The sequence below is a fragment of the Brevundimonas vesicularis NBRC 12165 genome (assembly GCF_001592205.1).
GTDB lineage: Bacteria > Pseudomonadota > Alphaproteobacteria > Caulobacterales > Caulobacteraceae > Brevundimonas > Brevundimonas vesicularis.
In genome coordinates this window covers 1-22,184 of the sequence record NZ_BCWM01000016.1, presented here as the reverse complement: position 1 = coordinate 22,184, position 22,184 = coordinate 1, and the positions used below count along the sequence as shown (strand labels likewise).

27 protein-coding genes and 1 tRNA gene are annotated in these 22,184 nt (G+C 65.9%); 14 read left to right on the top strand and 14 right to left on the bottom strand.

Annotated elements, in window-relative coordinates; genetic code table 11:
• Positions 1-21: 21 nt before the first annotated feature.
• Entirely contained in the window at positions 22-2,448 is a 2,427-nt protein-coding gene (gene hrpB / locus BVE01S_RS12925) for an ATP-dependent helicase HrpB (protein WP_066628251.1), read from the bottom strand.
• Between the two features lie 145 nt (positions 2,449-2,593).
• On the opposite strand from hrpB, the gene BVE01S_RS12920 reads away from it, so the two are divergent.
• Entirely contained in the window at positions 2,594-4,168 is a 1,575-nt protein-coding gene (locus BVE01S_RS12920; RefSeq protein WP_066628249.1) for an amino acid permease, read from the top strand.
• Positions 4,169-4,290: 122 nt separating this feature from the next.
• Here the strand turns inward: BVE01S_RS12920 and BVE01S_RS12915 are convergent.
• From BVE01S_RS12915 to BVE01S_RS12890, 6 genes are all read right to left on the bottom strand, one after another.
• Positions 4,291-4,375, bottom strand: a tRNA-Leu gene (locus tag BVE01S_RS12915).
• Positions 4,376-4,424: 49 nt separating this feature from the next.
• The gene (locus BVE01S_RS12910) at positions 4,425-4,787 is read right to left on the bottom strand and encodes a hypothetical protein (protein WP_105625214.1); all 363 of its coding nucleotides are present in this window, start codon (positions 4,785-4,787) and stop codon (positions 4,425-4,427) included.
• A gap of 68 nt (positions 4,788-4,855) precedes the next feature.
• Positions 4,856-5,371: a Dps family protein gene (locus BVE01S_RS12905; RefSeq protein WP_066628246.1), complete on the bottom strand. Its 516-nt coding sequence runs from the start codon at positions 5,369-5,371 to the stop codon at positions 4,856-4,858.
• A gap of 592 nt (positions 5,372-5,963) precedes the next feature.
• Positions 5,964-6,737: a DUF3307 domain-containing protein gene (locus BVE01S_RS12900; RefSeq protein ID WP_035285540.1), complete on the bottom strand. Its 774-nt coding sequence runs from the start codon at positions 6,735-6,737 to the stop codon at positions 5,964-5,966.
• Between the two features lie 70 nt (positions 6,738-6,807).
• On the bottom strand, positions 6,808-7,464 hold the full coding sequence (locus BVE01S_RS12895) for a hypothetical protein (RefSeq protein ID WP_003170290.1): 657 nt from the start codon (positions 7,462-7,464) through the stop codon (positions 6,808-6,810).
• A 19-nt stretch (positions 7,465-7,483) separates the two neighbouring features.
• Positions 7,484-7,867, bottom strand: coding sequence for a hypothetical protein (locus BVE01S_RS12890; RefSeq protein WP_054765707.1), 384 nt, complete (start codon positions 7,865-7,867; stop codon positions 7,484-7,486).
• A gap of 251 nt (positions 7,868-8,118) precedes the next feature.
• Between BVE01S_RS12890 and BVE01S_RS16855 the strand changes: the two genes are divergently transcribed.
• Positions 8,119-8,724, top strand: coding sequence for a hypothetical protein (locus tag BVE01S_RS16855; protein ID WP_157076462.1), 606 nt, complete (start codon positions 8,119-8,121; stop codon positions 8,722-8,724).
• A gap of 251 nt (positions 8,725-8,975) precedes the next feature.
• Positions 8,976-9,758, top strand: coding sequence for an NACHT domain-containing protein (locus BVE01S_RS12880; RefSeq protein WP_003170293.1), 783 nt, complete (start codon positions 8,976-8,978; stop codon positions 9,756-9,758).
• Here the strand turns inward: BVE01S_RS12880 and BVE01S_RS17110 are convergent.
• Complete coding sequence (locus tag BVE01S_RS17110) at positions 9,698-9,940, bottom strand: thermonuclease family protein (RefSeq protein ID WP_174523854.1); 243 nt, start codon at positions 9,938-9,940, stop codon at positions 9,698-9,700. The two genes, BVE01S_RS12880 and BVE01S_RS17110, sit on opposite strands and share 61 nt — an antisense overlap.
• A gap of 157 nt (positions 9,941-10,097) precedes the next feature.
• Here BVE01S_RS17110 and BVE01S_RS12875 point away from each other — a divergent pair, with 157 nt between their 5' ends.
• On the top strand, positions 10,098-11,186 hold the full coding sequence (locus tag BVE01S_RS12875; protein WP_066628240.1) for a hypothetical protein: 1,089 nt from the start codon (positions 10,098-10,100) through the stop codon (positions 11,184-11,186).
• Between the two features lie 94 nt (positions 11,187-11,280).
• On the opposite strand, the gene BVE01S_RS12870 is transcribed toward BVE01S_RS12875, so the two are convergent.
• From BVE01S_RS12870 to BVE01S_RS12860, 3 genes are all read right to left on the bottom strand, one after another.
• A complete protein-coding gene (locus tag BVE01S_RS12870) occupies positions 11,281-11,604 on the bottom strand; it encodes a hypothetical protein (protein ID WP_003170295.1) in 324 nt (107 codons plus the stop codon).
• Positions 11,605-12,098: 494 nt separating this feature from the next.
• Positions 12,099-12,524 carry a DUF305 domain-containing protein gene (locus BVE01S_RS12865; RefSeq protein WP_066628237.1) on the bottom strand — a complete coding sequence of 142 codons (426 nt, stop codon included), beginning with the start codon at positions 12,522-12,524 and terminating at the stop codon, positions 12,099-12,101.
• A 58-nt stretch (positions 12,525-12,582) separates the two neighbouring features.
• The gene (locus BVE01S_RS12860; RefSeq protein WP_040349360.1) at positions 12,583-12,858 is read right to left on the bottom strand and encodes a metal-sensitive transcriptional regulator; all 276 of its coding nucleotides are present in this window, start codon (positions 12,856-12,858) and stop codon (positions 12,583-12,585) included.
• Between the two features lie 102 nt (positions 12,859-12,960).
• Between BVE01S_RS12860 and BVE01S_RS12855 the strand changes: the two genes are divergently transcribed.
• The 6 genes from BVE01S_RS12855 to BVE01S_RS17055 all read left to right on the top strand — a co-directional run bounded on the left by BVE01S_RS12855 (position 12,961) and on the right by BVE01S_RS17055 (position 17,946).
• Positions 12,961-15,315, top strand: coding sequence for a heavy metal translocating P-type ATPase (locus BVE01S_RS12855; protein ID WP_084375404.1), 2,355 nt, complete (start codon positions 12,961-12,963; stop codon positions 15,313-15,315).
• 51 nt (positions 15,316-15,366) lie between these two features.
• A complete protein-coding gene (locus BVE01S_RS12850) occupies positions 15,367-15,957 on the top strand; it encodes a DUF305 domain-containing protein (RefSeq protein ID WP_244878384.1) in 591 nt (196 codons plus the stop codon).
• Positions 15,958-16,074: 117 nt separating this feature from the next.
• Positions 16,075-16,437 carry a copper homeostasis periplasmic binding protein CopC gene (gene copC, locus BVE01S_RS12845; protein ID WP_066628235.1) on the top strand — a complete coding sequence of 121 codons (363 nt, stop codon included), beginning with the start codon at positions 16,075-16,077 and terminating at the stop codon, positions 16,435-16,437.
• A 4-nt stretch (positions 16,438-16,441) separates the two neighbouring features.
• On the top strand, positions 16,442-17,356 hold the full coding sequence (gene copD / locus BVE01S_RS12840; protein ID WP_066628233.1) for a copper homeostasis membrane protein CopD: 915 nt from the start codon (positions 16,442-16,444) through the stop codon (positions 17,354-17,356).
• Between the two features lie 62 nt (positions 17,357-17,418).
• Complete coding sequence (locus BVE01S_RS12835) at positions 17,419-17,751, top strand: hypothetical protein (protein WP_157076461.1); 333 nt, start codon at positions 17,419-17,421, stop codon at positions 17,749-17,751.
• 48 nt (positions 17,752-17,799) lie between these two features.
• Positions 17,800-17,946 carry a hypothetical protein gene (locus BVE01S_RS17055; RefSeq protein ID WP_164952583.1) on the top strand — a complete coding sequence of 49 codons (147 nt, stop codon included), beginning with the start codon at positions 17,800-17,802 and terminating at the stop codon, positions 17,944-17,946.
• A 98-nt stretch (positions 17,947-18,044) separates the two neighbouring features.
• On the opposite strand, the gene BVE01S_RS12830 is transcribed toward BVE01S_RS17055, so the two are convergent.
• The 3 genes from BVE01S_RS12830 to BVE01S_RS12820 are packed head-to-tail and all read right to left on the bottom strand — an operon-like array spanning position 18,045 to position 20,213.
• Positions 18,045-18,536, bottom strand: a complete 492-nt coding sequence (locus BVE01S_RS12830; RefSeq protein ID WP_066628229.1) for a YybH family protein — start codon at positions 18,534-18,536, stop codon at positions 18,045-18,047.
• Positions 18,537-18,585: 49 nt separating this feature from the next.
• The gene (locus BVE01S_RS12825) at positions 18,586-19,062 is read right to left on the bottom strand and encodes a DUF411 domain-containing protein (RefSeq protein WP_084375403.1); all 477 of its coding nucleotides are present in this window, start codon (positions 19,060-19,062) and stop codon (positions 18,586-18,588) included.
• A complete protein-coding gene (locus BVE01S_RS12820; RefSeq protein ID WP_244878383.1) occupies positions 19,059-20,213 on the bottom strand; it encodes an acyltransferase family protein in 1,155 nt (384 codons plus the stop codon). Before BVE01S_RS12820 ends, BVE01S_RS12825 begins: the two co-directional genes overlap by 4 nt.
• Positions 20,214-20,353: 140 nt before the next feature.
• On the opposite strand from BVE01S_RS12820, the gene BVE01S_RS12815 reads away from it, so the two are divergent.
• The 4 genes from BVE01S_RS12815 to BVE01S_RS12800 form a co-directional block, all read left to right on the top strand.
• Positions 20,354-20,620, top strand: a complete 267-nt coding sequence (locus BVE01S_RS12815) for a hypothetical protein (RefSeq protein ID WP_244878382.1) — start codon at positions 20,354-20,356, stop codon at positions 20,618-20,620.
• On the top strand, positions 20,617-21,057 hold the full coding sequence (locus BVE01S_RS12810) for a Spy/CpxP family protein refolding chaperone (RefSeq protein ID WP_066628222.1): 441 nt from the start codon (positions 20,617-20,619) through the stop codon (positions 21,055-21,057). Before BVE01S_RS12815 ends, BVE01S_RS12810 begins: the two co-directional genes overlap by 4 nt.
• A gap of 9 nt (positions 21,058-21,066) precedes the next feature.
• Positions 21,067-21,636 (top strand): RNA polymerase sigma factor, encoded by a 570-nt coding sequence (locus tag BVE01S_RS12805; protein WP_066628220.1) that lies wholly within the window; start codon positions 21,067-21,069, stop codon positions 21,634-21,636.
• A gap of 128 nt (positions 21,637-21,764) precedes the next feature.
• On the top strand, positions 21,765-22,184 hold a 420-nt coding region (locus BVE01S_RS12800; protein WP_157076460.1), incomplete at its 3' end, for a multicopper oxidase domain-containing protein.

Genomic DNA, 22,184 nt, shown 5'->3' with positions numbered 1-22,184 from the left:
CCAGCCGCCGCGTCAAGGCGATCAAGTCCCGCGCGGCTTGGCCCTGTTCGTCGCTTGCGCTTCGGCCGGGTTTTCTGGCCACGGATGACGGGGATAGCGGCCGCGCATCTCCGCACGCACCGCCGCCCACGACCCCGACCAGAAGCGCGGCAGGTCCTTGGTGACCTGCACCGGCCGTCGCGCCGGCGACAACAGGGCGAGGGTCAACGGCACGCCACCGACAGTCGGATGCGTCGTGACGCCGAACAGTTCCTGCACCCGAATATCCACGCGCGGCCCGCCCTCGGCGGCATAGTCGATGTTCGCTGAGCCCAACGGCGTGACCAGACGCGGGGGCGCCAGCTCGTCCAGCCGCCGATGTAGGTCCCAAGGGATCAGTCCGCGCAGGGCCTCGGCCAGACGACCGTCAGCTATCCCATCAAGCGATTTTGCCCCCTCCAGGAGAGGCCACAGCCAGTCCTCACGCGCCGCCAGCAGGGCGTTATCCGACACATCAGGCCAAGCCGGGTCGCGCGCGTGCAGGAAGGCCAGCCGTGCGCGTAAACCCGACGCCTGCTCGCCCCATTTCAGCGCGCCCAGCCCATCCGCCTCGATCTCGGCCCGAAGGGCGGCAGTCAGGGTCTTCGCATCCGGCGCGCCGACAATCTTTTCGTCCAGCACGATTGCCCCGATGCGCCGCGAGCGCCGGATCACCGACCGCCCCGACGGTTCGCGCGCCAGCCGGTCCTCCGTCGAGATCAGGCCCGCCAAATCGCTGTCGATCCGGTCCGCCGCCAGCGCCGCCGCCAGTCGCACCCGGTCGCGCGTATCGCCGCCGCCAAGATCGGCGATCGCCAACCAAGGCTCACGCGCCAAATGGTCGGTCGCCTCCAGCACGGCCCCTCGCCCGCTGGCGAGAAGGTATTCACCCGTCTTGCCCCGCGCCCTTGCGATCCGCTCGGGAAAGGCCTCGGCCAGCAGCAGTCCTGGATCGATCGTCCATCCCGATCCGCCGCCCGCCGCGCGCGCCCAGCGCTCCGCCAGCTTCATCGAATCGCGCGCTCTCTGCGTCCGATCGCGCTCCAGCCCGATCAGGCGATCCGCCAGATCGATGCTCGATCCGCCCAGACCCGGCTCGCTCAACACCGCCGCGATCCGTGCGCCTGTCATCGCGTCGCCGGCGTCGGACGCCACGGCTACCATATGGGCCAGCCGCGGCGACAGCGGGATCTTCGTCAGGCGCAGCCCATGTTTCGATAGTCCGCCATCGGCATCTAGCGCCCCCAACCGCGTCAGCACCTTGCGCGCCTCCGCCATCGCCCCGGCCGGCGGCGGATCCAACAAGGCCAGCCCATCGACCGAGCGGGCGCCCCATCGGGCCAGGTCCAGCGCTAGGCCTGTCAGATCCGCCTCCTGGATTTCCGGCCGCTGATGTGGAACCAGCCCGCGCGTCTGTTCCTCATCCCACAGGCGGTAGCAAACGCCCGGCTCGGTGCGCCCGGCCCGGCCGCGCCTCTGTTCCGCGGAGGATCGGCTGACCTTGACCGTCGCCAGCCGGGTCAAACCGCTGGAGGGTTCGAATCGCGGCACGCGCGACAGGCCGCCGTCTATCACGACCCGCACGCCTTCGATGGTCAGACTGGTTTCCGCGACCGAGGTCGCCAGCACCAGCTTGCGCCGCCCCACAGCCGCCGGTTCGATAGCCCGGTCCTGTTCGGCCCGGTCCAGTCCGCCGTACAGGGGCACGACATCGATGTTCGGTAGCCGCAGCCGCTCGTTCACAAGCCGAGCGACCCGATGGATTTCGCCCTGTCCCGGCAGGAAGATCAACACCGACCCCGTCTCCTCGCCCAGCGCTGTCAGGCAGGCGCGCGCCACAGCCTCTTCGAACCGTTCGGACGGATTGCGGCCCATATACCGGGTCTCAACCGGCCAGGCCCGTCCCTCGGCCTCGATCACCGGCGCGCCGTCGAGCAGGCGCGAGACCCCGACCACATCCAGCGTCGCGGACATGACCAGCAGCCGCAGGTCCTCGCGCAGCAGCTTTTGCGTGTCTCTCGCCAACGCCAGCCCGAGGTCGGCGTCCAGGCTGCGTTCATGGAACTCGTCGAACAAGACTGCGCCCACGCCGTCCAGCCCCGGATCGTCCAGAATCATTCGCGTGAAGACGCCCTCGGTGATCACCTCGATGCGTGTGTTCGGGCCGATCCTGCTCTGCAGTCGGGTGCGATAGCCTACCGTCCCGCCCGGCTGCTCGCCCAGAGTCGTCGCCATCCGGTCTGCCGCCGCCCGTGCGGCCAGGCGTCGCGGTTCCAGCACCAGCACCTTGCCGTCCAGCCAGGGCTGATCCACCAGGGCCAGTGGCACGACCGTCGTCTTGCCCGCCCCCGGCGGCGCCGCCAGCACGGCCGTATTGCCCGCGCTCAGGGCGACTTTCAGCGGTTCCAGAACGGCGTGGATGGGCAGCATGCGTCGCCTCTAGCCTGCCGACGTGTGATCACGAAAGCGTCGTCGCGCCTTAACCACCCCGTCATGCGCGTTGCGCGCCGCCTCATCCGTCGCTAGCGTCCGCCCCAAGCAGCCGAGGGGCTGCATCAAAACGTGGGGGTATTTTATGTGGCGCGTTAAGTCGCTCGACGCGATCCTTGCCACGGCCGAGAAGAAGTCGCTTCACCGGTCGCTTGGTCCTATTCAACTAACGCTTCTGGGGATCGGGGCCATCATCGGCACCGGAATTTTCGTCCTGACCGCTTCGGCCGCCCAAAAGGCCGGACCGGGCATGATGATCAGCTTCGTCATCGCCGGCGCCGTCTGCGCGGTCGCAGCGCTCTGCTACTCCGAACTGGCGTCGATGGCCCCGGTTTCGGGCTCGGCCTACACCTACACCTACGCCGTCATGGGCGAACTGCTGGCCTGGACGGTCGGTTGGGCGCTGATTCTGGAATACGCCGTGGCCGCCTCGGCTGTGTCGGTCGGTTGGTCGGGGTATGTGCTGGGGCTGATAGAACAGGGGCTCGGATTTGATTTCCCCGACCTCCTATCCGCCGGGCCGACCTGGTCGATGAACGGCTTCATCCCCACGCCTGACTTCTCGGCCGGGATCGTCAACATCCCCGCCATCGTCGTGGCCCTGCTGGTGACGGCTCTGCTGATGGTTGGCACCACGGAATCGGCCCGGGTCAATGCAATCCTGGTCGCTATCAAGGTCGTCGCCCTGACGGTCTTCATCATCATCACCCTGCCTGTCATCAAGTCGGCTAACCTGTCGCCGTTCGCTCCCAATGGCCTCTTCGGCCAATACTCGGGGATGGGCATCGTCGGCGCCGCGGCCTCGATCTTCTTCGCCTATGTCGGCTTCGACGCCGTTTCTACGGCGGCCGAAGAGACCAAGAACCCACAGCGCAACGTGCCCATCGGCCTGATCGGCTCTTTGGCCATCTGTACGGTCTTCTATCTGCTGGTCGCGCTCGGCGCCGCCGGCGCCATCGGCGCTCAGCCGGTTCTGGGCGCCGCCGGTGAAGCTGTTCAGCCGGGCTCGCCCGCCTTCGTCGCCGCCTGCGCCCTGCCTTCCAACGCCGAAATGCTGGTCTGCTCCAACGAGGCCCTGGCCCACGTTCTGCGCGTCGTTGGTCACCCCCAGATCGGCAACGCCCTTGGCACCGCCGCCCTGCTGGCCCTGCCGTCGGTCATCCTGATGATGATCTTCGGTCAGACCCGCATCTTCTTCGTGATGGCGCGCGACGGTCTGCTGCCGGAGGGCCTGACCAAGATCCACCCCAAGTGGAAGACGCCCTATATCGTGACCGCCGCCACCGGCATCGCGGTCGCCATCGCCGGCGCTCTGTTCCCGGTGGGTCAGCTGGCCGACATCTCGAACTCGGGCACCCTGTTCGCCTTCTTCATGGTGTCGATCGCGGTGCTGGTGCTGCGGGTCAAGGATCCGCACCGCAAGCGTCCGTTCCGCACGCCGCTGATCTGGGTGTTCGCGCCCCTGTCGGCGTTCGGTTGCGCCTTCCTGTTCTGGAACCTGCCGCACGACGCCAAGATGGTGCTGCCGATCTGGGGCGGCATCGGCCTGCTGATCTACTTCGCCTACGGCTATCGCAAGAGCCACCTGGGTCGCGGTCTGGTCGAGGTTCACGAAACCGACGGCGACGTTCCGCCGCCGCCCGTGCCGCCGATCCGCTAAGACGAAATGCGAGGCCTGTCGCACCGATCGCGGCAGGCCCATCTATCGGCCTCAAGTAGCCCCAAGGGCGATAGGCCAGGAATAAAGAAAGGCCCCGGAGCAATCCGGGGCCTTTTTTGTCTTGGTGCGGATGAGAGGACTCGAACCTCCACGCCTCTCGGCGCTGGAACCTAAATCCAGTGCGTCTACCAGTTCCGCCACATCCGCATCGGGTAGGCGGTCGCCTCTAGAGGGTGACGCCGCTCAGGGCAAGACCTCAGCGACGCCCGGCGACCAGTTCGTTGCGAATGGAGCGTCCCAAGGGATCGCGGGCGCGCCAAGTGTCGCCGACATCGGCCTCCACCATTCGGCTACAGAAGCGCGGTAGGATTTGGCGCGGGCTGAACCCGCTCAAGCAAATCTTGTCGCCCTCGGCCGACCAGCGGGCCGCCACCCGTCGCCCGTCCGAGAACTGCGAGGTGTAGCGTCCATCCGGCTCGAAATAGTGCCTGACCCACTGTCCGTTCGGATAATGGGACACGATCGTATTGCCGAACGCCTTGGACATATCGGCTGAGGCGGGCGAGGCCGCCAGCACACCCACAATAGCCAAGCCGCAGATCACCGCACCCTGCTTCACACGCCCCTCCTGCGCCGTCCATAATCGACTATCGACGATACATAAGACGGCGCAAGCGCTGCGGTTCCTCAGCCGTTACCGCGACGACCCGATTCGAACAGGAACCAGACGCGCTTCTCGCTCTCGTCGATCCAGTTCTCCAGCAAGCTGGCGGTCGCGACGTCGTTATGCTCGTCGCACAAGTCATGCACCTCGCGCATCCGGCCGATCAGTTCACCGTTGTCGTCGCGAAGCTCGGCAAGCATATCCAGCGGGTCGACATAGTCGGCGTCATTGTCGGCGATGCGTGATTCCTTGGCGATCTGACCGATAGAGCGCAGCGTGGTCCCGCCGATCTTGCGCGCCCGCTCGGCCATCGGATCGGTCATGGCCAGGATTTCCGCCGACTGCTCGTCCAGCATCAGATGATAGTCCCGGAAATGCGGGCCTGAGACGTGCCAATGGAAATTCTTGGTCTTGATGTAGAGAGCGAACGTATCGGCCAGCAGCCCGGTCAGAGCGGCGGAAATGCTCTGGGTCGCCTCCTCCGACAGGCTCGTCGGCGTCCTCAGGGGCGCCAGGCGCTTTTCTTTGGCGGTAACCATCTTCGTTCTCCTCAGCAGTAGTCTGCGGTCAAGCTAGGTAGCCGGGCATCCGAACGGAAGCCCTGGCGCAGATGATAATGCTGAAGCTGTGAAGTGGTTCGGCGGCGCCGACCTTTGTCGGCGGATGGCTGGGGAACTAGGACTCGAACCTAGAATGACGGTACCAAAATCTGAAATCTCTGAAGAAGAAACAGACACTTAGGCTGTAAAACCCCGGCTATCCGAACCTAGTGAAATCAATGACTTAGCAAGACGATGTAAAACGCCATGAGCGGTCAGATTTTACGATTTGGCGGCGCGGAGAGGACTCGGTGGTCCTCTCAATCGCGAAACTGGCGCGGGCCCGTAGAGATCAGATCACCGTCCGACCGCTTCCTGAAGGAGCGGTTTGCCCGTGGAAGCCAGCCACTCCCGGAATGTCTTCAGCGACCCGAACTCGGCGTTCAGCGCCGCTATATCGGCCGCTGTCCCTATACGACCTTCGTCAAACAGTTCGGCAGTCCGACCGAAAAAGACATCTGAGGCGAGGATCTCCGGCGCAAAACGCTCGTAGACGATAAGGCGCCCTGCCGCCGCGGTTAAGGCTGCGATGTCAGCCCTTGGGCAACCAGTGCAGCACAGCGGCCTGGGTCGCCAGGGCGACGGCCAGCGCCCAGCCGAAGCTCAGGAAGGTGCCGATGATGATGTACTCCGCCTGGTGGCGATCGTTCTGATCCTGGACGTCCCTGAACCTCAGGATGGATTTGGCGGCGAGCAGAAAGCCGACCCCCTCAGGATGGCCGATGAGGATAAAGGTCAGCGTCAACCCGCGCTCCAACCAGCCGATATATTTGCCGGCGTTGGGCATGCCGACGATCGGGCCTGAGGCGACGCCGGTCGTCAGAAGGGTGTTGGCGGCGCGCCCGGCCGGTGAAAGCGGCTCGACGAGCTTTTTGATGACGACGCCACCCACCCAGACGGCGACCACGCCCCCGCACAGCACAGCGAGCGCGGCGTAGATCTGGACCTGCACCGGCGAGGGCTGGAGCCCCCACAGGCTTTGCGAGGCCATGGCCGGCCAAGCGACGGCGAGACCGACCAGCACGGCGATATGGACGGCCTGATCCAGGCCGAACGCCCACAGCCGGTCGCCCAGCCGGTGGACCTTTAGCCAGTCCATGGCGAAATGGCTGGCGGCCATGATGGCCACCGGGCCGAGTATGGACAGCCGGGTCGGCGCCAGCATCAGCAAGGTCAGGACCGTGACGATGGCCACATGGTCCGCCAAGCCCCGCAAGGTCTGTTTGCGGGCAATCAGGGCGTCCGACTGGAAGACGAAGTCGCCAAGCAGATGACCGGCCAGCAACAGCAGGAAGGTTTCGATCACCGTGCTACGCTCCCGCGCTTTGTAACAACCCATTTGGGTTGTAGGCGACGATCACAACCGAATTGGGTTGTCATATCAGTCTCACCCGGTTCCAGGTCAACGCCTCGCTATAGTCGACGGCGCGCAGCAAGGCGGTGATCTTGGCGGCGGAAAGCGCCTTGCTCACAGCCTGCTGCGAGACCCCAAGCATCTCCGCCATGCGCGCCTGGGTCGGCGCCTCCGGCGCCAGAGCCAGCCTGGCCGCCTGCGCCTGCTTCTGGCTCCAGTCATCCATCAGCACGCTGCAGAGGTGAGAGAGCGGACCCAAGGCGCCCCACTTCAGACCCGTTTGAGGACCTCGAACCGTGATGTCGACCGTGTCGCCAAGATCATCCAGGGCGCGACCGGACAGGAGAAAGGCTTCGCCTGAGGACAGGGAGGTCCGCTGTTTGTCGATGCGATCAACCTCGCCGTAGCCTATGGCGATGCGCGTATCCCACTCGGGGTCCCCGGCCTTCAGGCTGGCGCGAATATAGAGCGCCGCGCGCAGAGCGAACCCGGGCTGCGTCAGCAGCATCTGCCAGCTGTCGCCGCGAAAGAAGTCGGCCGGCGCTCCGACCAGCTTGGCCCGCCAGGTTTCGATCTCCGTGGCTGCGGTCGCGAAAGCGTCCCGGGCCCCCTCAAGAGAAGCGGGGGTGAGCCGGCTGGAGCCGACGAGGTCTCCGGTCAGAACCGCGCGCGTGGTCATGAAAGGCTCTCCGGCGTGATCACAGGCGCGGCCCCGTCTCGTCTTTCACACAGCGCCCCGTCTGGCGCACCGCCGTCGCGCCGTCCCCGATTGTCCGCAGGATCGTGGCGTCGTAGCGGTTCACACGCGCATGGACTGGGGGCGCGTCTTCCAGAGCCGGAAACTCAATCCGGTACTGATGAGACGAAACCGACGCGCTCCCCTCTCTCGGAGCCGGCAGATTCATCCACCGGGCGGTCCGCAGGCCGGTGTCGATGACCATGGTCATCGGGGCGGCCGGCTCGAAGCTGCACGTGAACTGGACCAGGGTCGGCGGCGCGACATCGGCTTGGCGACTACAAGCGCTCAAGCTCGCCGCCACGACGACCGCGCCTCCTATCATCTCGACGGCGCCAAACTTCATTGACCCTGACCCTACGCTTTGACGATGACCATACAACTGATTTTGGTTGTATCAACAGTTAACAACCAAAATCAGTTGTAGATACCCCCTTTATGAGGACACGACAGCGCGCCCTCTAGCGCCCCCGATCCACGCCGTCCCGTTCGCGAAGCTCCGCGTTTCGCCGTTGGAGCGCCTCCTCACGTGTCTGCGGATCCGCTCGCGATCGGACAAATCGTTCGACGAGCGCCCCCAAAAGGCGCTCCTCCGATGTGGTCGAGCTTTTGAGCCTCAAACTCTCGGCGACCAGCAATTTACGGATTTTCGCCTCCCTGTTCCCCCGTTCGGCATCTCGTCTTCAACAAGTGCTGAAGGAAGCCGGCATCGAGAAACGGGCTGACAACGGTCAGGGCGTCCACCATTTCGGGCAAGATCGGAAGGCTCCATTCGCTCTGACCCCGGCTGATCCGGAGGCGATCTACACGCACCCCGTCGGGCGCCCGCCACTTCAGCGCAGAAACCTCCGTCGCCAAGCGGCTTGGCGACAAACCGCCCAGACCGGCCCTCTCGGCCAGGCGCCGCGCGATATCGTCCGCCCCTGGCACGAGGCGGCCCTTGGCTTGCTGGCCGCTGACGAGAACCAGACCAAGGTCCCGGTTTTCCGGCGCGGTGAGATTGCGGCTTCCGACCCACAATCGCCACTCGAAGGCCTTTTCCGACCGCATCCGAACAAGGGCCGCCTTGGGATGCCAGCTCTGGTGACGCTCATCGAAGGGCACGTCCCTCACGAACTGATCCAGAAGCCCCGTCAGTCTGGGAACCCTGGCCATCTTCGCCAGACGCCCGCGCTGAATAATGACCCGGGTCTTGCCGCGTAGCGCTTCAATGGCGTCCGCGAGGTCGCGACGGGACGCCGGACGGTCTTCATCGTCTCGCCCGATAAGCGCCAAGAGCGCGGCGACGATCGAGATCGGATCAGCGGAATAGGCGGCCAGAAGCGCCAGTTCGGTCTTCCACCCGGGAGGCGGGCGAAGCGCATCGAGATAGCCTGTGATCGGCCACCCGGTCCGACCTAGTCACCATCTGGGCCGACTATAGCGGCATCGTCCAGAAATCCGCGCCGGCCACTTTGCTGGTGATCACGCGCCAAGGTCTGTCTACGGACGCCCAGGCCTATGTCGATGAGCAGGCAGGCCTGCGTCATCAGACCATTTGGGAACTTGAGAACGAGATCCTGGGGCTGACCGACTACGTCCGCTCCCTGACCGGCCTCTTCCACCAGGATGGCCTGAGCGATTATTACATTCCCGGCCGCGCGCGCCTGGCCAGATACGAAAGTGATCACCGCACCCTGTCCGAGACGGACACCCTGCTGTTCGAAGCCGTCACGACCTGGATCGACGGCGAGGACTATCAACCGATCGCGATCTTGGGCGGCTACGGTGCCGGCAAATCCAGCTTCATCAAGCGCCTAGTCGCCAACCAGGCCGAACGGGCCTTGTCCGATCCCTACGCACGCCGCCCGATCCTAATCGGTCTCGGTGAGTACGCGCGATATTCCAGTTTAGAAGGCCTGTTGGGTGGCAAGTTCACCCACGACTTCCCGGTGGACGGCTTCAACGTCCATCACTTCCTGGAACTCAGCGACAAGGGCCGGTTGTTGGTGGCCCTCGACGGGTTCGATGAGATGAAGCATGCCATGACGTGGGGCGACTTTCGGGCCCAGATCGCGAGCTTGAACCGGCTCACGCACGGCAAGGCCAAGGTCGTCCTATCGGGGCGGCCGAGCGCCTTCACCTCGACGGAGGAGCACGTTCATGTCCTGCGCGGCCTGAAGCGTTACCAGGAGGGCTATCGGCGCCTTGGCGCCTGGGCCGCCAGCCGATTGGCGGACAGCCGCCCGCAGGCATAGGCCCTGCCCTGCGCATCGTCGCAGACCTGCCGGCCCTCGGGCGCATCCACACCCCACAGCCGGATGCGGACGCCGTGGACTTCCAGGGTGTCGCCATCGATGACCGACGCCCGCCCTTCGACAGTAGGCGGCTCCGGCGCGCAGCCGACGAGAAGTACCAATGCGGGAATCAGAACGCGCATGACCCTCATAGCCCAAAGCCTGAGCCCGGACCGACCTCCCAGCGGCTATATCAATCTCGCAGAGCCGAACCCCGGGACATCACGCCGGACGAGGGAAAGGACATACGGACTTAGCCCTGTTCGTCCGATCGCGGGCTTCGACATCGCGCCCGCCGATATGGAGTTTCTGCATATCGGCGCCCATCTGCCAGGGATGCCTCTGCTTAACGAGCTTCTCGCGCTGCGCCGCGTCGACACCCGCCATTTCGACCCGGAAGTCTGGGCCTTCACCGATCAGATCGATCTGTCGAAGTCGGGGGTGAGTCGGTTGGTCAATGTGGACGACGCCGCGCTGCAGAAGCGGTTGGATTCGATCGAGACCAACATCCAGTATCTCGACACCGGCCAGCCCGTCTCCGCCGGCCACACGGCGTTCAGCGGATGGAAGAGCCCGTGGTGGTGGTGGCGGGCGCGTCACCTGACGCTCCTGGAGTTCGAGCGTCGCGGTTTGACGCCCGTGCCGGCCCCAGTCATCCCGCCGCCCATCGTGCTCGCCCCGGCCCTGCGCGGCGTCAACACCGGCGGCGGGGAACTGCTCGTGCGCCTGAGCCAGAAACGATACCTGATGCAGATGCTTCAGGCGGGACAGCTTCGCTTTGCGCCGGCGGCCTCCTATGACGACTCCCGCCTGGACGCCGCCCGCGCCGACGACGAGATGGCCAAGGCCTACCAGAGACCCGGACAGGTCCTGCGGATCACCACCGAAGACGGTCGCGCGATCGAGGCGATCGGAGACGTGAGTTTCGCGCGACAACGCCGGTCCGAAGACGCCGGCGCGCTGGTCGATCATCCCTACTGGATGATGTCCTTCAGCTCCGATCTCGACCCGCGATTGCTCGACGCCTTCGCCAGCGCGGACCCTGACGAGGACGCCTTTCTGGTCGTCTTCGATGTTCGGGCCTTTTTCGAACGCGTGGCGCCCGTCCTGGCTGATGCTGCGCCCGGCGGGACGTACAGTCTCGTCCAGAACGACTACTTCGACCCCTACTATCCGCCCGGGGACGGCCTGCAGGCGATCCGGTCCAAGCTGATGGCCTATGCCTACCAACGGGAGGTCCGGTTCGCGGTGGACCCTTTGGGATATCTGAAGACCGCAGCGGACGGCTGTCTCTATGTCGAGATCGGATCGATCGAAGACATCGCCGGCGTCTATGGCCGCGATGGGTCGAAGATCGCCGGCATCGGCCCCGCCACCTGGTCAGATTGAGGCCGGATCGCATTTGGGCGGCAATCCGCTCATAGGCGGCAAAGACTGGGCATCACCCATTTTCTCCTGCCGGGGGCGAGGTGACGCGCTGACCCTAGCCCCCCCCGCCCGACGAAATTCTTTCCGCCCGCCTTACCGTGACGACCGGCGCCCGCGATTGGATGGTCGAAAGGCGGGATCCGGCGCGGGACGCCTTGTAAAGGTCGCGCTCAGACACCGGATGATCGTCACGGGCTTTTTCGCTGGTTTGATCGAGCACCGCGCGCAACCGGGAACCTTCAAACAACAAGGCCTGCACGGCGTCAGGTCGACAGCGGATCCACCGCAGGCCTTCACGACGGGCGGCCTCGAAAGACCGGCCGGACAGCCAGCGCGGATGGAGGCGTCCGTCCGCCTCCAGCACGATCAGATAGACCATTCCCACTCGATTACACAAATTACCCCAAGCCGCTGATCGGCTTGGGGTTTTTCTCGCTTATCGGCCGCCGGACCGATTGAACAACCGACAGACGGGAAGTATTCTGAAAACATTCAGAAAATTCTAAGCAATAACATTTGCGTGAATTCGTCATCTTTTGCGGTCTATCGGACTTTCTGAGCACTGAGCTGCAATGCAACGAGTTCGATTCGCCTTGCCACCCGGCACCATCACTTGGACGTACACTGTATCTCATCTGCACGTTCGTCGTCGAGCTTACGGGCTCGATCGTGTGCCGATACCGACTAGCGTCGTCGACGCCTGTCATGCCGCGCTCGACGACCGGAATGCAAACGCCGCACTGACTTTGCGGCCGACGGCGTCCTGATATTCGACGAGGGCGGGACTGGCCGATCGGTCTTTCGCCACGAGGACAACAGATAGCGGATTACGCACATCTGTTGGTTCTCGGACTCGGTTCGCTGATCTCGCGATCAGGCGGGGGGTGTCGCCGACGCTCCCTTCTGGGCGAGCCAGGCGTCGATCAGGGTGATTTCGCGCTCCTGCGCCGTGATCACCTCCTGGGCCAGGTTCCGCGCTTGGGCGTCCTTGCCTTGCGCGAGCTCCACACGGGCCATCGAGACGGCTGCGACGTGGTGACCTCGCATCTGCTTCATGAAGTCGATGTCCGCGTCCCCGGTGAAGGCGGGCATCGCCTCCATCATCGTGTTCATCGAGGCCTTGTAGCCTTGGGTGGCGACGGAGTCGCCGGGCGCAGGCGCAGCCATGCCGCCCTCCATTCCGCCATGGACGTCCGCCGCTGCGGCGGCCTCAGGCGCGGCTACGGCGGGCTCTTCGGCTTGCGGGGAACAGGCCGTAGCCAAGGCGCAGGCGGCGAGGACGAGGCTGATGCGTTTCATGACGGCTCCTTGGGATCCCGACGTTAGCGACCAGGAGGGCCCATTCGTTCCGCCAACTCTACCGTCCGGCCCGCGCCAAGAGCTCGATCAGCTCGCCGGCCTTGGCCTTGCGATCCTCAGGATCGTCGCCGGTCATGGCGCCCATGACGCAGTGGTCGAGGTGATCCCGTAGCACTTCGGTCTCCACGCGATGGAGCGCGGCTCGAACGGCCTGAAGTTGGGTCAGCAAGTCGACGCAATACCGGTCATCTTCAACCATGCGGGAGATTCCCCGCACCTGGCCTTCGATCCGGCTGAGCCTGTTGAGGACTTTGGGTTTCGTGTCGGTTTGCATGCGGCCTGTCCTCCTGAGCACCCCCATATACCCCAGACGGGTATCTTGCGATATACCCCTCATGGGTATATGTGAGCCCTTCGGTCAGCCGGAGAGAGCGACATGTCCACGCATCCTCACAATCATGCTTCGGGTCACGCCTGCTGCGGGGCGAAGGCCTCGGATGGCGCGGCAACGGTCAAGGATCCCGTCTGCGGCATGTCGGTCGATCCGACGACTACCGCTCACCGAGCCAGTCATGGCGGTCAGGACTATTTCTTCTGCTCGGCGGGGTGCCGGACCAAATTTATCGGCGATCCGATGCGTTACCTGAACCCTCGCGTGGAGGCCGAGCCGGCCATTCCCGGCGCGATCTACACCTGCCCGATGCACCCCGAGATCCGGCAGGAAGGCCCAGGCTCCTGCCCGATCTGCGGCATGGCGCTTGAGCCGGAGACGGTCACGGCGGAAGCCCCGCCCAACCACGAGCTGATCGACTTCACCAGACGCTTTTGGGTCGGGCTGGTCCTGACCCTGCCGGTCTTCGCCCTGGAAATGGGCGGACACCTGACCAACCTCCACATGTTCATCCCAGGCCAGATGTCGAACTGGATCCAGTTCGCTCTGGCGACCCCCGTGGTTCTCTGGTGCGGCTGGCCCTTCTTCGAGCGCGGCTGGACATCGCTGCGCACCCGTCGGCTGAATATGTTCACCCTGATCGCCATGGGGGTCGGCGTGGCATGGCTTTACAGCGTCGTGGCCGTCGTCGCGCCGACCCTGTTCCCGCCCGCCTTCCTGAAGGCCGACGGCAGCGCGCCGGTGTATTTCGAGGCGGCGGCGGTCATCACCGTGCTGGTCCTCGTCGGGCAGATTTTGGAACTGCGCGCCCGCGAACAGACGTCGGGCGCGATCCGCGCCCTGCTGGACCTCACGCCCAAGACCGCGCGCCGAATCCGGGCGGACGGCGTCGATGAAGATGTCTCGCTTGACCAGATCGCCGTCGGCGACCGTCTGCGGGTAAGGCCCGGAGAGAAGATCCCGGTCGATGGCGAACTCCTGGAGGGTCGGGTCGCTGTCGACGAATCCATGGTGACCGGCGAGTCCATGCCGGTGACCAAGGACGTCGGCGACCGCGTCGTGGCCGGCGCGCTCAACAAGACCGGATCCTTCATAATGCGCGCCGACAAGGTGGGCGCCGACACCCTTCTGGCGCAGATCGTCCAGATGGTGGCCCAGGCCCAGCGCAGTCGCGCCCCGATCCAGCGGCTGGCCGATACGGTCTCCGGATGGTTCGTTCCCACAGTGATCGCGATCGCCCTGCTCGCCGCCGTCGTCTGGGGCCTGGTCGGTCCCGAACCCCGCCTGTCCTACGCCCTGGTCGCCGCCGTTTCGGTGCTCATCATCGCCTGTCCCTGTGCGTTGGGTCTGGCCACGCCGATCTCGATCATGGTCGGGGTGGGACGTGGCGCCCACGCCGGCGTCCTGATCAAGAACGCCGAGGCGCTCGAACGCTTCGAGAAGGTCGACACTCTCGTTCTGGACAAGACCGGCACCCTGACGGAGGGCCGTCCGTCGGTGACGGCAATCCTGCCCGCCCAAGGCTTTGTCGAAGCCGACATCCTGCGTCTTTCGGCCAGCCTCGAGCGAGGCAGCGAACATCCGTTGGCCGACGCGATTGTCCGGGCAGCCAAGGACCGGGACATCCCCCTTACCGAGGCCGTGGACTTCGACAGCCCGGTCGGTCGCGGCGTCCGCGGGACGATTGAGGGCCGCCAGGTCGCCTCGGGCAACACCCGTTTTCTCGGCGAGCTTTCGATCGACGTCTCCGCGCTGGAGCCGAAGGCGGAGGCCCTTCGCCACGACGGCGCCACCGCCATATTCGTGGCGATCGACGGAAAGGCGGCCGGGGTCATCGGCATCGCCGATCCCATCAAGGCCACCACGCCGGCTGCGATCCTCGCGCTGAAAGCGGCCGGTCTGCGGCTGGTGATGATGACCGGGGACAACCGGACGACGGCCGAAGCGGTCGCGCGGCGCCTCGGCATCGACGAAGTCCAGGCGGAGGTTCTGCCGCAGGACAAGGCGTCTGTGGTTCAACAGCTTCGTTCGCAGGGTCGGATCGTCGCCATGGCGGGGGATGGCGTCAACGATGCCCCTGCCCTCGCCGCAGCCGATGTCGGCGTCGCCATGGGGGCGGGTTCGGACGTCGCCATCGAGAGCGCCGGTGTCACGCTGCTGGGCGGTGATCTGCACGGCATCGTGCGCGCACGGCATCTGTCCCGTGCGGTGATGGGCAACATCCGCCAGAACCTCGTTTTCGCCTTCGGCTACAACGCCCTTGGCATCCCCGTGGCGGCCGGCCTGCTTTATCCCGTCTTCGGCTGGCTTCTCTCGCCTGCCCTTGCAGCGCTCGCAATGGCGCTCTCCTCGGTCAGCGTCATCGGCAATGCGCTGAGACTGCGGGCGGTGAAGCTTTAGCCAGGATAGCCAATCAACAGTCCGCCCACCCACCGAAGGGAGGAACCGGCTGTGACGGGCCGGATTGATTCAGACGGTGACCGCAGTCTCCAGGCATTCGCAGCGGCAGGCGATGACGAACTGAAATTTCTGAAGAGGATACGGACGATGTCTCATCAACAGATGGACCACGGCGGGCAAGGCAACGCTCGTGGACTCGGCCCTTATCGGAGCCTGTACCTCGAGTTGGCGATCGATTTCGTCATCATGTACCTGGTCATGTACACGATGATCGCCACGCTCGGTCACTTCTATCTCAACCTGAACAACGTCTACATGACCCTGATGATGGTCGCGCCGATGGCGGTGCTCATGCTCGTCTTCATGCGGTCCATGTACCCGTCGCGCAAAACGAACCTGGCCATTGGCGCGGTCGCGGCCGTAATCTTCGTCGGCAGCTTCATCGGCATGCGCACCCAGGCGTTCGTTGGCGACGACGAATTCCTGCGATCGATGATCCCGCACCATTCCGGGGCCGTGTTGATGTGCGAGCAAGCCTCCCTGACCGATCCGGAGATCATCGCCCTGTGCGACGGCATCGTGCGTGGTCAACAGGAGGAGATCGCCCAGATGCAGGCGCTCCTCGAGAAGCGTCGCCGCTGACCCCGGCGTGCGGGGGAAGGCCTCACCCGCCGCCCGCTTCTTCTTCATGAGGGACGCGGTCGTTTGGCGCGTAGAGAAGCAGAAGGCCGGGACCGGCCAAACGTCTGGAGACTGAGTATGCGTTACTTCCACCCCGCGCCCTTCATCGCCGTCGCGGCGGTCGTGGCCTTCGCCGCCGGACCGGCGGCGGCCCACGCTCGCCTGGTCAGCGCCACCCCGGCGCCCGACTCGACCGTGGCCGCGACCCGGACGCTGACCCTGACCTTCAGCGAACGCAGCGTTCCCGCGTTTTCCGGCTTCGACGTCGTCAATGCGGCGGGGGAGAAGATCGCGATCCGCACCTCGGTCGCCGAGGACGGCAGGACCCTCACGGGCGCGCTGGCTCGCCCGCTGGCCGCCGGCGCCTACCGTGTCGACTGGCGTATCGCCTCGAGCGACGGCCACCGCATGACGGGATCCTACACCTTCACAGTGCGCTGACGCCGTGCTGGAAGTCGCGGTCATCGCGCTTCGTTGGCTTCAATACGGCGGCGGCGTCGTCCTTCTCGGCGCGCCGCTGTTCCTTCTCTACAGCTTCAAGGACGCCGACGCGCCGAACTTGGAATGGTCGCGACCGACATTGCGCCTCGCCGCGATCATCGTCGCGCTCGGCTCGCTCGCCGCCCTGGTGGCCCAGACTGCCGTCATGGCGGGGTCGCTGAGCGAAGCCGTGAAACCCGCGTCCCTGTCCTTCATGATCACCGGCACGGCCCTGGGCATGGCGATGGTCGTGCGGGCCGCCGCCGCCTTGCTTGGGCTTGTCGCCTTGGTCGCCCTGAAACCCGGTCGCGCGCTCTGGAGCGTGACGGCCGCCTTGGGTCTGATCGTGGCCGCAAGCTTCGCGTGGACGGGTCATGGCGCGGCCACCGAGGGCCCTGGCGGGCCCATACATCTCGTCGCCAACATCATTCACGCGGTGGCAGCAGCCTTGTGGCTGGGCGCCCTGGCGGCGTTGACGGCCCTGCTTCTGCGCCGAGCCGGTCCGGACGATCTTGCAATCCATCGCGCCCTGCATGGCTTCGCCGGTCTGGGAACGCTGGCGGTCCTGTTGCTGGTGCTGACCGGTCTCGTGAACAGCTGGTTCCTGATCGGTCCCGAGCGCGTGGCGTTGATCGCGGGCAACCTCTACGGCCAGCTTCTGGTCGCCAAGCTCGTCCTCTTCGGTTTGATGCTGGCGCTGGCGGCGAGCAACCGGTTCCGGCTGACGCCGACACTGGGCTCTGCGCTGGAGACGGGCCAACCCTCCCTCGCCGCCATGAGCGCGCTCCGGCGCAGCCTGTTGGTCGAAACGGGTCTGGGACTCGCCCTGATCGGCGTCGTGGCGGTCATGGGAACCCTGCCGCCCCCGGCGTCTCTGTAGCCGCGATCGCGATGATCTGAATGAGGTCGTCGCTCCGCCGGCCATTGAAGTATGATCAGACGATGCCGTTCCTGCGTCATGACCTCGTCCGACTGACGACCGCGCTGCTGGCGGCGTTTGCCGTGCTGTTCGTGTCCACCGCTTCGATCGCCTGCGAAGCTCCGGTCGATCAGGATATGGCGTCCATGTCGATGAGCGGCGACGGCGTCCCGTGCGAGCCGAAGACCGTCAGGATCTCGTGCCATAAGGCGTGTCTGGCCATCTGCCAGGGCCTAATCCCTCAGGGCGGTGAACCCACCCCCGCACGGGTCTATGCGTCTGTCCTCTATCCATCCCTTGATGCGCGGCATGCCGATTTCACCGTGGAGGCGGACGACCCGCCCCCACGACGCTGATCCTGTTGAAGATGACCGGACTCATTCAATCAAACAGAGATCAAAACCATGAAACGCACTCTCACCCTCGCAGCCCTGGTGCTGCTGGCTTCCGGTTCAGCCGCCTTCGCGGCCGCGCCGGACGCCGTGGCGCAGGCCGTATGCGCTTGCTGCGACGCTATCGCAGCCTGCGCGGAAGCCTGCACCTGCTGCTGATCGTATTATCGGGGACGCCCGCCCGCGAGGGCGGGCGTCTTCCCGATGTTCCTCACCGACGTCGCAGGGCCGGCGACCCGCTGGCGCGGGCCTGAGCGTCAGCCGGGCGCGCGCGACGACCAGTGAATGTGGTGGATGCGCCAGCCGTCGGCATGGCGTTCGAGGACCATGGTTTCGGTCGTCAGGCGGTCTACGGCGCGGCCGTTGAATTGGCCCGTGGTGCGGCCTTCGCTGGTGATCCAGGCGATGTCCCCGTCGGCCCATCCCGATCTGCGCGTCACCGTCGCTTCAGAGGCGGCGGCGAAGGCGGCGTCCGAGCCCAGGTGATGGGACGCATACTCGTCGCGCGATCGCTCCGCGCCACCCTCCTCGAAGATCATCACATCCGGCGCCATAATTGCCAGGGCGACGTTCGTGTCGCCGGCCTTCAGGGCGACGTGAAAGGCGTCGACGGCCGCCGCCGCGTCCGCAGCTTCCGCGGCGACCGAGCCGGCGGCTTGGGCATGCCCGTGGGCGTGGTCCTGGGCGAAGGCGGGTGTCGCCGAAAGAACGGCGAGCGACAGGTCGAGGGCGAGAGAGGTGCGGGACATGGCGAACTCCGGATTGTGGGTGATCTGAACGGGCTGAGCGCGATCTGCGTCAGGCCGGCGGGTTGTGGCGGGCGAACACGCGGGTCGCGCCCGAGCGAAGCACCAGCAGGGTGTCGTAGGGCTCCTTGCGCCCCTGCGGCGTCTCCATGCCGGGCGAACCGAGCGGCATGCCCGGGACCGCGACGCCCACCGCCGCCGGTCTCTCGGTCAGCAGTCGAATGACGTCCGGAGCCGGCACATGACCCTCGACCAGATAGCCATCGATCAGACCGGTATGACAGGAGGCGAGCGCGTCCGGCATGCCCCGGCTGCTCCGGACCGATTGAAGGCTTGGAAGGACGGTGATGGTGGTGGTGAAGCCCGCCTGGCGCATGTGCGCGATCCAGGCGTCGCAACAGGCGCAGGTCGGCGTCTTGAAGACCGTGAGGTTTCTGGACGGACGGGTCTGGGCGCAGGCGGATCCGCCCATGCCGATGAAGACGGCCGCGCCCATTAGCAGACGACGGTTCAGATTGGCGGGATTCAAAAGGGTTCTCCCTGATCGCTGTGGACGGATCGCTGCGCCTCGACAGGGTCTGCGCGCTCCGGCGCCAGCCGCGCCCGCGACCACCGTCGGCCAGGCTGCTCGACGAAGACATGGATGGCGGCCGCGGCGGCGAGCGTCAACACAAGCATGGCGGCCAGTTCAACCAAGCCCATTCGATAGTCGGAACCCCAGCCGGCGAACGCCTGCGCCGCGTTGCGCCACACCATCAGGATGGGAATGTGGACGAGATAGAGGGCGAACGAAGCCTCGCCGGCGAACAGAAGGACGGGGTGAGACAGGAAGGTCTGGACCGGAGCCTTGGCCAACAGGGCAAGCGACAGGATGAAGGGACCGGCCGCCGCCACGATGACCCGGTCGTCGGCGCCGATCTGCATGAGCGTCAGCAGCAGGGTCGTGGCGACCAGGGCGCCCATCAGGGACATTCGCGGCGAAGGCGTCCAGCGCCGACCGAGATAGTAGAGGCCAATGCCGTAAAGGAATTCGGGAATGATGCGCAGGATCCCGAGGCTGTCCTCGGCCCGAGGCAGCATCCGGCCGAACCAGGTGCGGTAGAAGGCGTCGAGGGCGACGAACAACAGCATGGCGAGGGCTATAAGGACCCACGGCCTGGCCCGCAGCCGGAGCGCGAGGGCGGCATAGGCGGGAAAGGCCAGATAGGCGAACCACTCCGCCGACAGCGACCAGGCCGGTCCGTTCCAGAGCGCCATGCTCTCGCGCGGGAACCACGCCTGGATCAGCAGAAGGGTTCCCGCGAAGTCGACGAGATTGAACCGGCCAGGCTCGAGCCCGACGCCGAACACACGCGCGATCAGCACCAGCCCAAGCATGGCCAGGAGGATGAACAGGTGAGCCGGATAGATCCGGGCGAGGCGCGCCGCCAGGAATCGACCGTAGTTCGGGGCCCGGTCTCCCTGCAGGTAGACGTGGGTCAGGATGAAGCCCGACAGGATGAAGAAGACATCCACGCCCAAGCGCGCGCGGTTCAACAAGCCCGCGCTCTCCGCCGGGAGCGTCCAGTAGAGCTGGAAGTGGAACAGCACGACGCCGAGGGCGAGAAAGAACCTCACGCCCGTGAGCGGATCGAGCACGTCGGGGAATGGAACCCGCGTGGGCCCTGCTCTGTCGCTCACGTCTTTTCCCCGGACGACAGGGCGCGTCCCGGTCGTTCTCTGGTATCTACGCGGGCGATGGGCCGTCCCCTCGTGAGGGGATGGGAAGGCTGGCGCGTATGGCAGATGGGGTGTGACGCAGGTGCGCAATGACTGACGACATGAACGAACTGATCGCAACGGTCGCGCCGGGCGACTCCGCCCGACTGGCCGGCGTCGAAGACGCGGTCTGGGCGCGGATCGGCGAGCGCCGGGACCGCGCTCGCATGGGACAGGTCCGGGTCGCCGCCGTCGCGCTGGCCCTGGTGATCGGCGTCGCGAACGGAGGCCTGATGCTCATGGCCCCCCGGCCGGAACCTTCCGAGATGGGGATCTTCACCGTCTCGGCGGGCTTGTCGCCTCTCTCCGGCCTGAACGTTCGGGGATGAGGGCCGCCTGGAAGTCGATCGTCATCACGGCCGTCCTGGCCGCGCTGGCCAGCGGCGCGGCGACCTGGGCGAGCGCGACCTGGGTCATGCGGGAGCGGCAGCCGCCAAGCCTGCACAGCGTGGTCCATGAGAAGCTCGACCTGACCCCGGAGCAGGATCGACGACTCGACGTGGTCGAAGCCCGGTTCGCCGCCCAGCGGCCGGCGCTCGAAGCGGAAGTCCGCGCGGCCAATCGCGAACTGGCGGCCGCCATCGCCGCCAGTGACGGCGACACGCCCCAGGTCCAGGCCGCGGTCGATCATTTCCACGCGGCCATGGGCGATCTGCAGAAGGCGACGATCACCCACGTGTTCGAGATGCGATCCGTCCTGACTCCGGCGCAGGCCGAGGTGTTCGACGGCGCGGTCGTCGAGGCCCTGCACGACGACGCCGGCTAAGCGTCGCGCGTGGGTGCCGAGCAGAGCATCGAGGCCCGTGCGGCGACCGGAGACCGGGCCGCCTTCACCGCCTTGATGGCCGCCACAAAGGCCGATCTCTACCGGTTCGTGCGCCGCTATGTCGGCGACGAGTCCGAAGCGCATGACGTGCTTCAGGAAAGCTATGCGTCCGCCTGGCTCGCCCTGCGGCGGTATGATCCGGCGCGGCCGTTCGACGTCTGGCTTCGCTCTATCGCCCTCAACAAATGTCGAGACTGGGGCCGGCGGCGCGCGGTGCGCAGGGTCGTGCGCGGCGTCATGGGCCTGGAGGCGCCCGAGGCGGCGGCGGTGGGCGACGATGCGCCCTCACCCGAGACCCGGCTGGACGATCAGCGCAGGGCCGAAGCTCTGCAACGCGCCTTGCGGGACCTTCCCGACGCCCTGAAGGGGCCGCTTCTGCTCGCCACGCTCGAGGGACGGTCTCACGCCGAGATCGCCTCGATCCTCGGCATTACGCCCAAGGCGGTCGAGACCCGCGTCGCCCGCGCTCGCAAGACCTTGACGGCGGCTCTGGGCCAGGCTTCCGGCGGAGACGCTTGACCTTGCCATGATGGGAAGGTGCACAAGCTGCGATCCCGACGTCTGTGGCGTCCTGACGCAAGGGGTACGCCGCCCGGCTGCGTATCTGAACGAAGGGCTGAATAGCCCGACCAAGGAATTTCTCGCCTATGTCCACGCCCCGCCTCGATCGCCGAACGCTTCTCCGTGGCGCAGCCGCCGGCGGCGGGCTGCTGGGCCTGCAGGGTCTGCTCCCCGCCTGGGCGCAAACAGGATCGGCGGGACTGCGGGCGGATCTTCCGACGCTGACGGGACCGAACATCGACCTGACCGTCGGACACACGCCCTTCACCGTGGGCGGCCGCACCGGCCATGCGGTGACCATCAACGGCGTTCTGCCGGCGCCGCTGCTACGCCTTAGAGAAGGTCAGAACGTCCGGCTATCAGTCGCCAACACCCTGGACGAGGACACCTCGATCCACTGGCACGGCCTGCTCGTCCCGTTCCAGATGGACGGCGTGCCCGGCATCAGCTTCCCCGGCATCCGGGCGCGTGAAACCTTCGTCTACGAATTCCCGATCAAGCAGTCG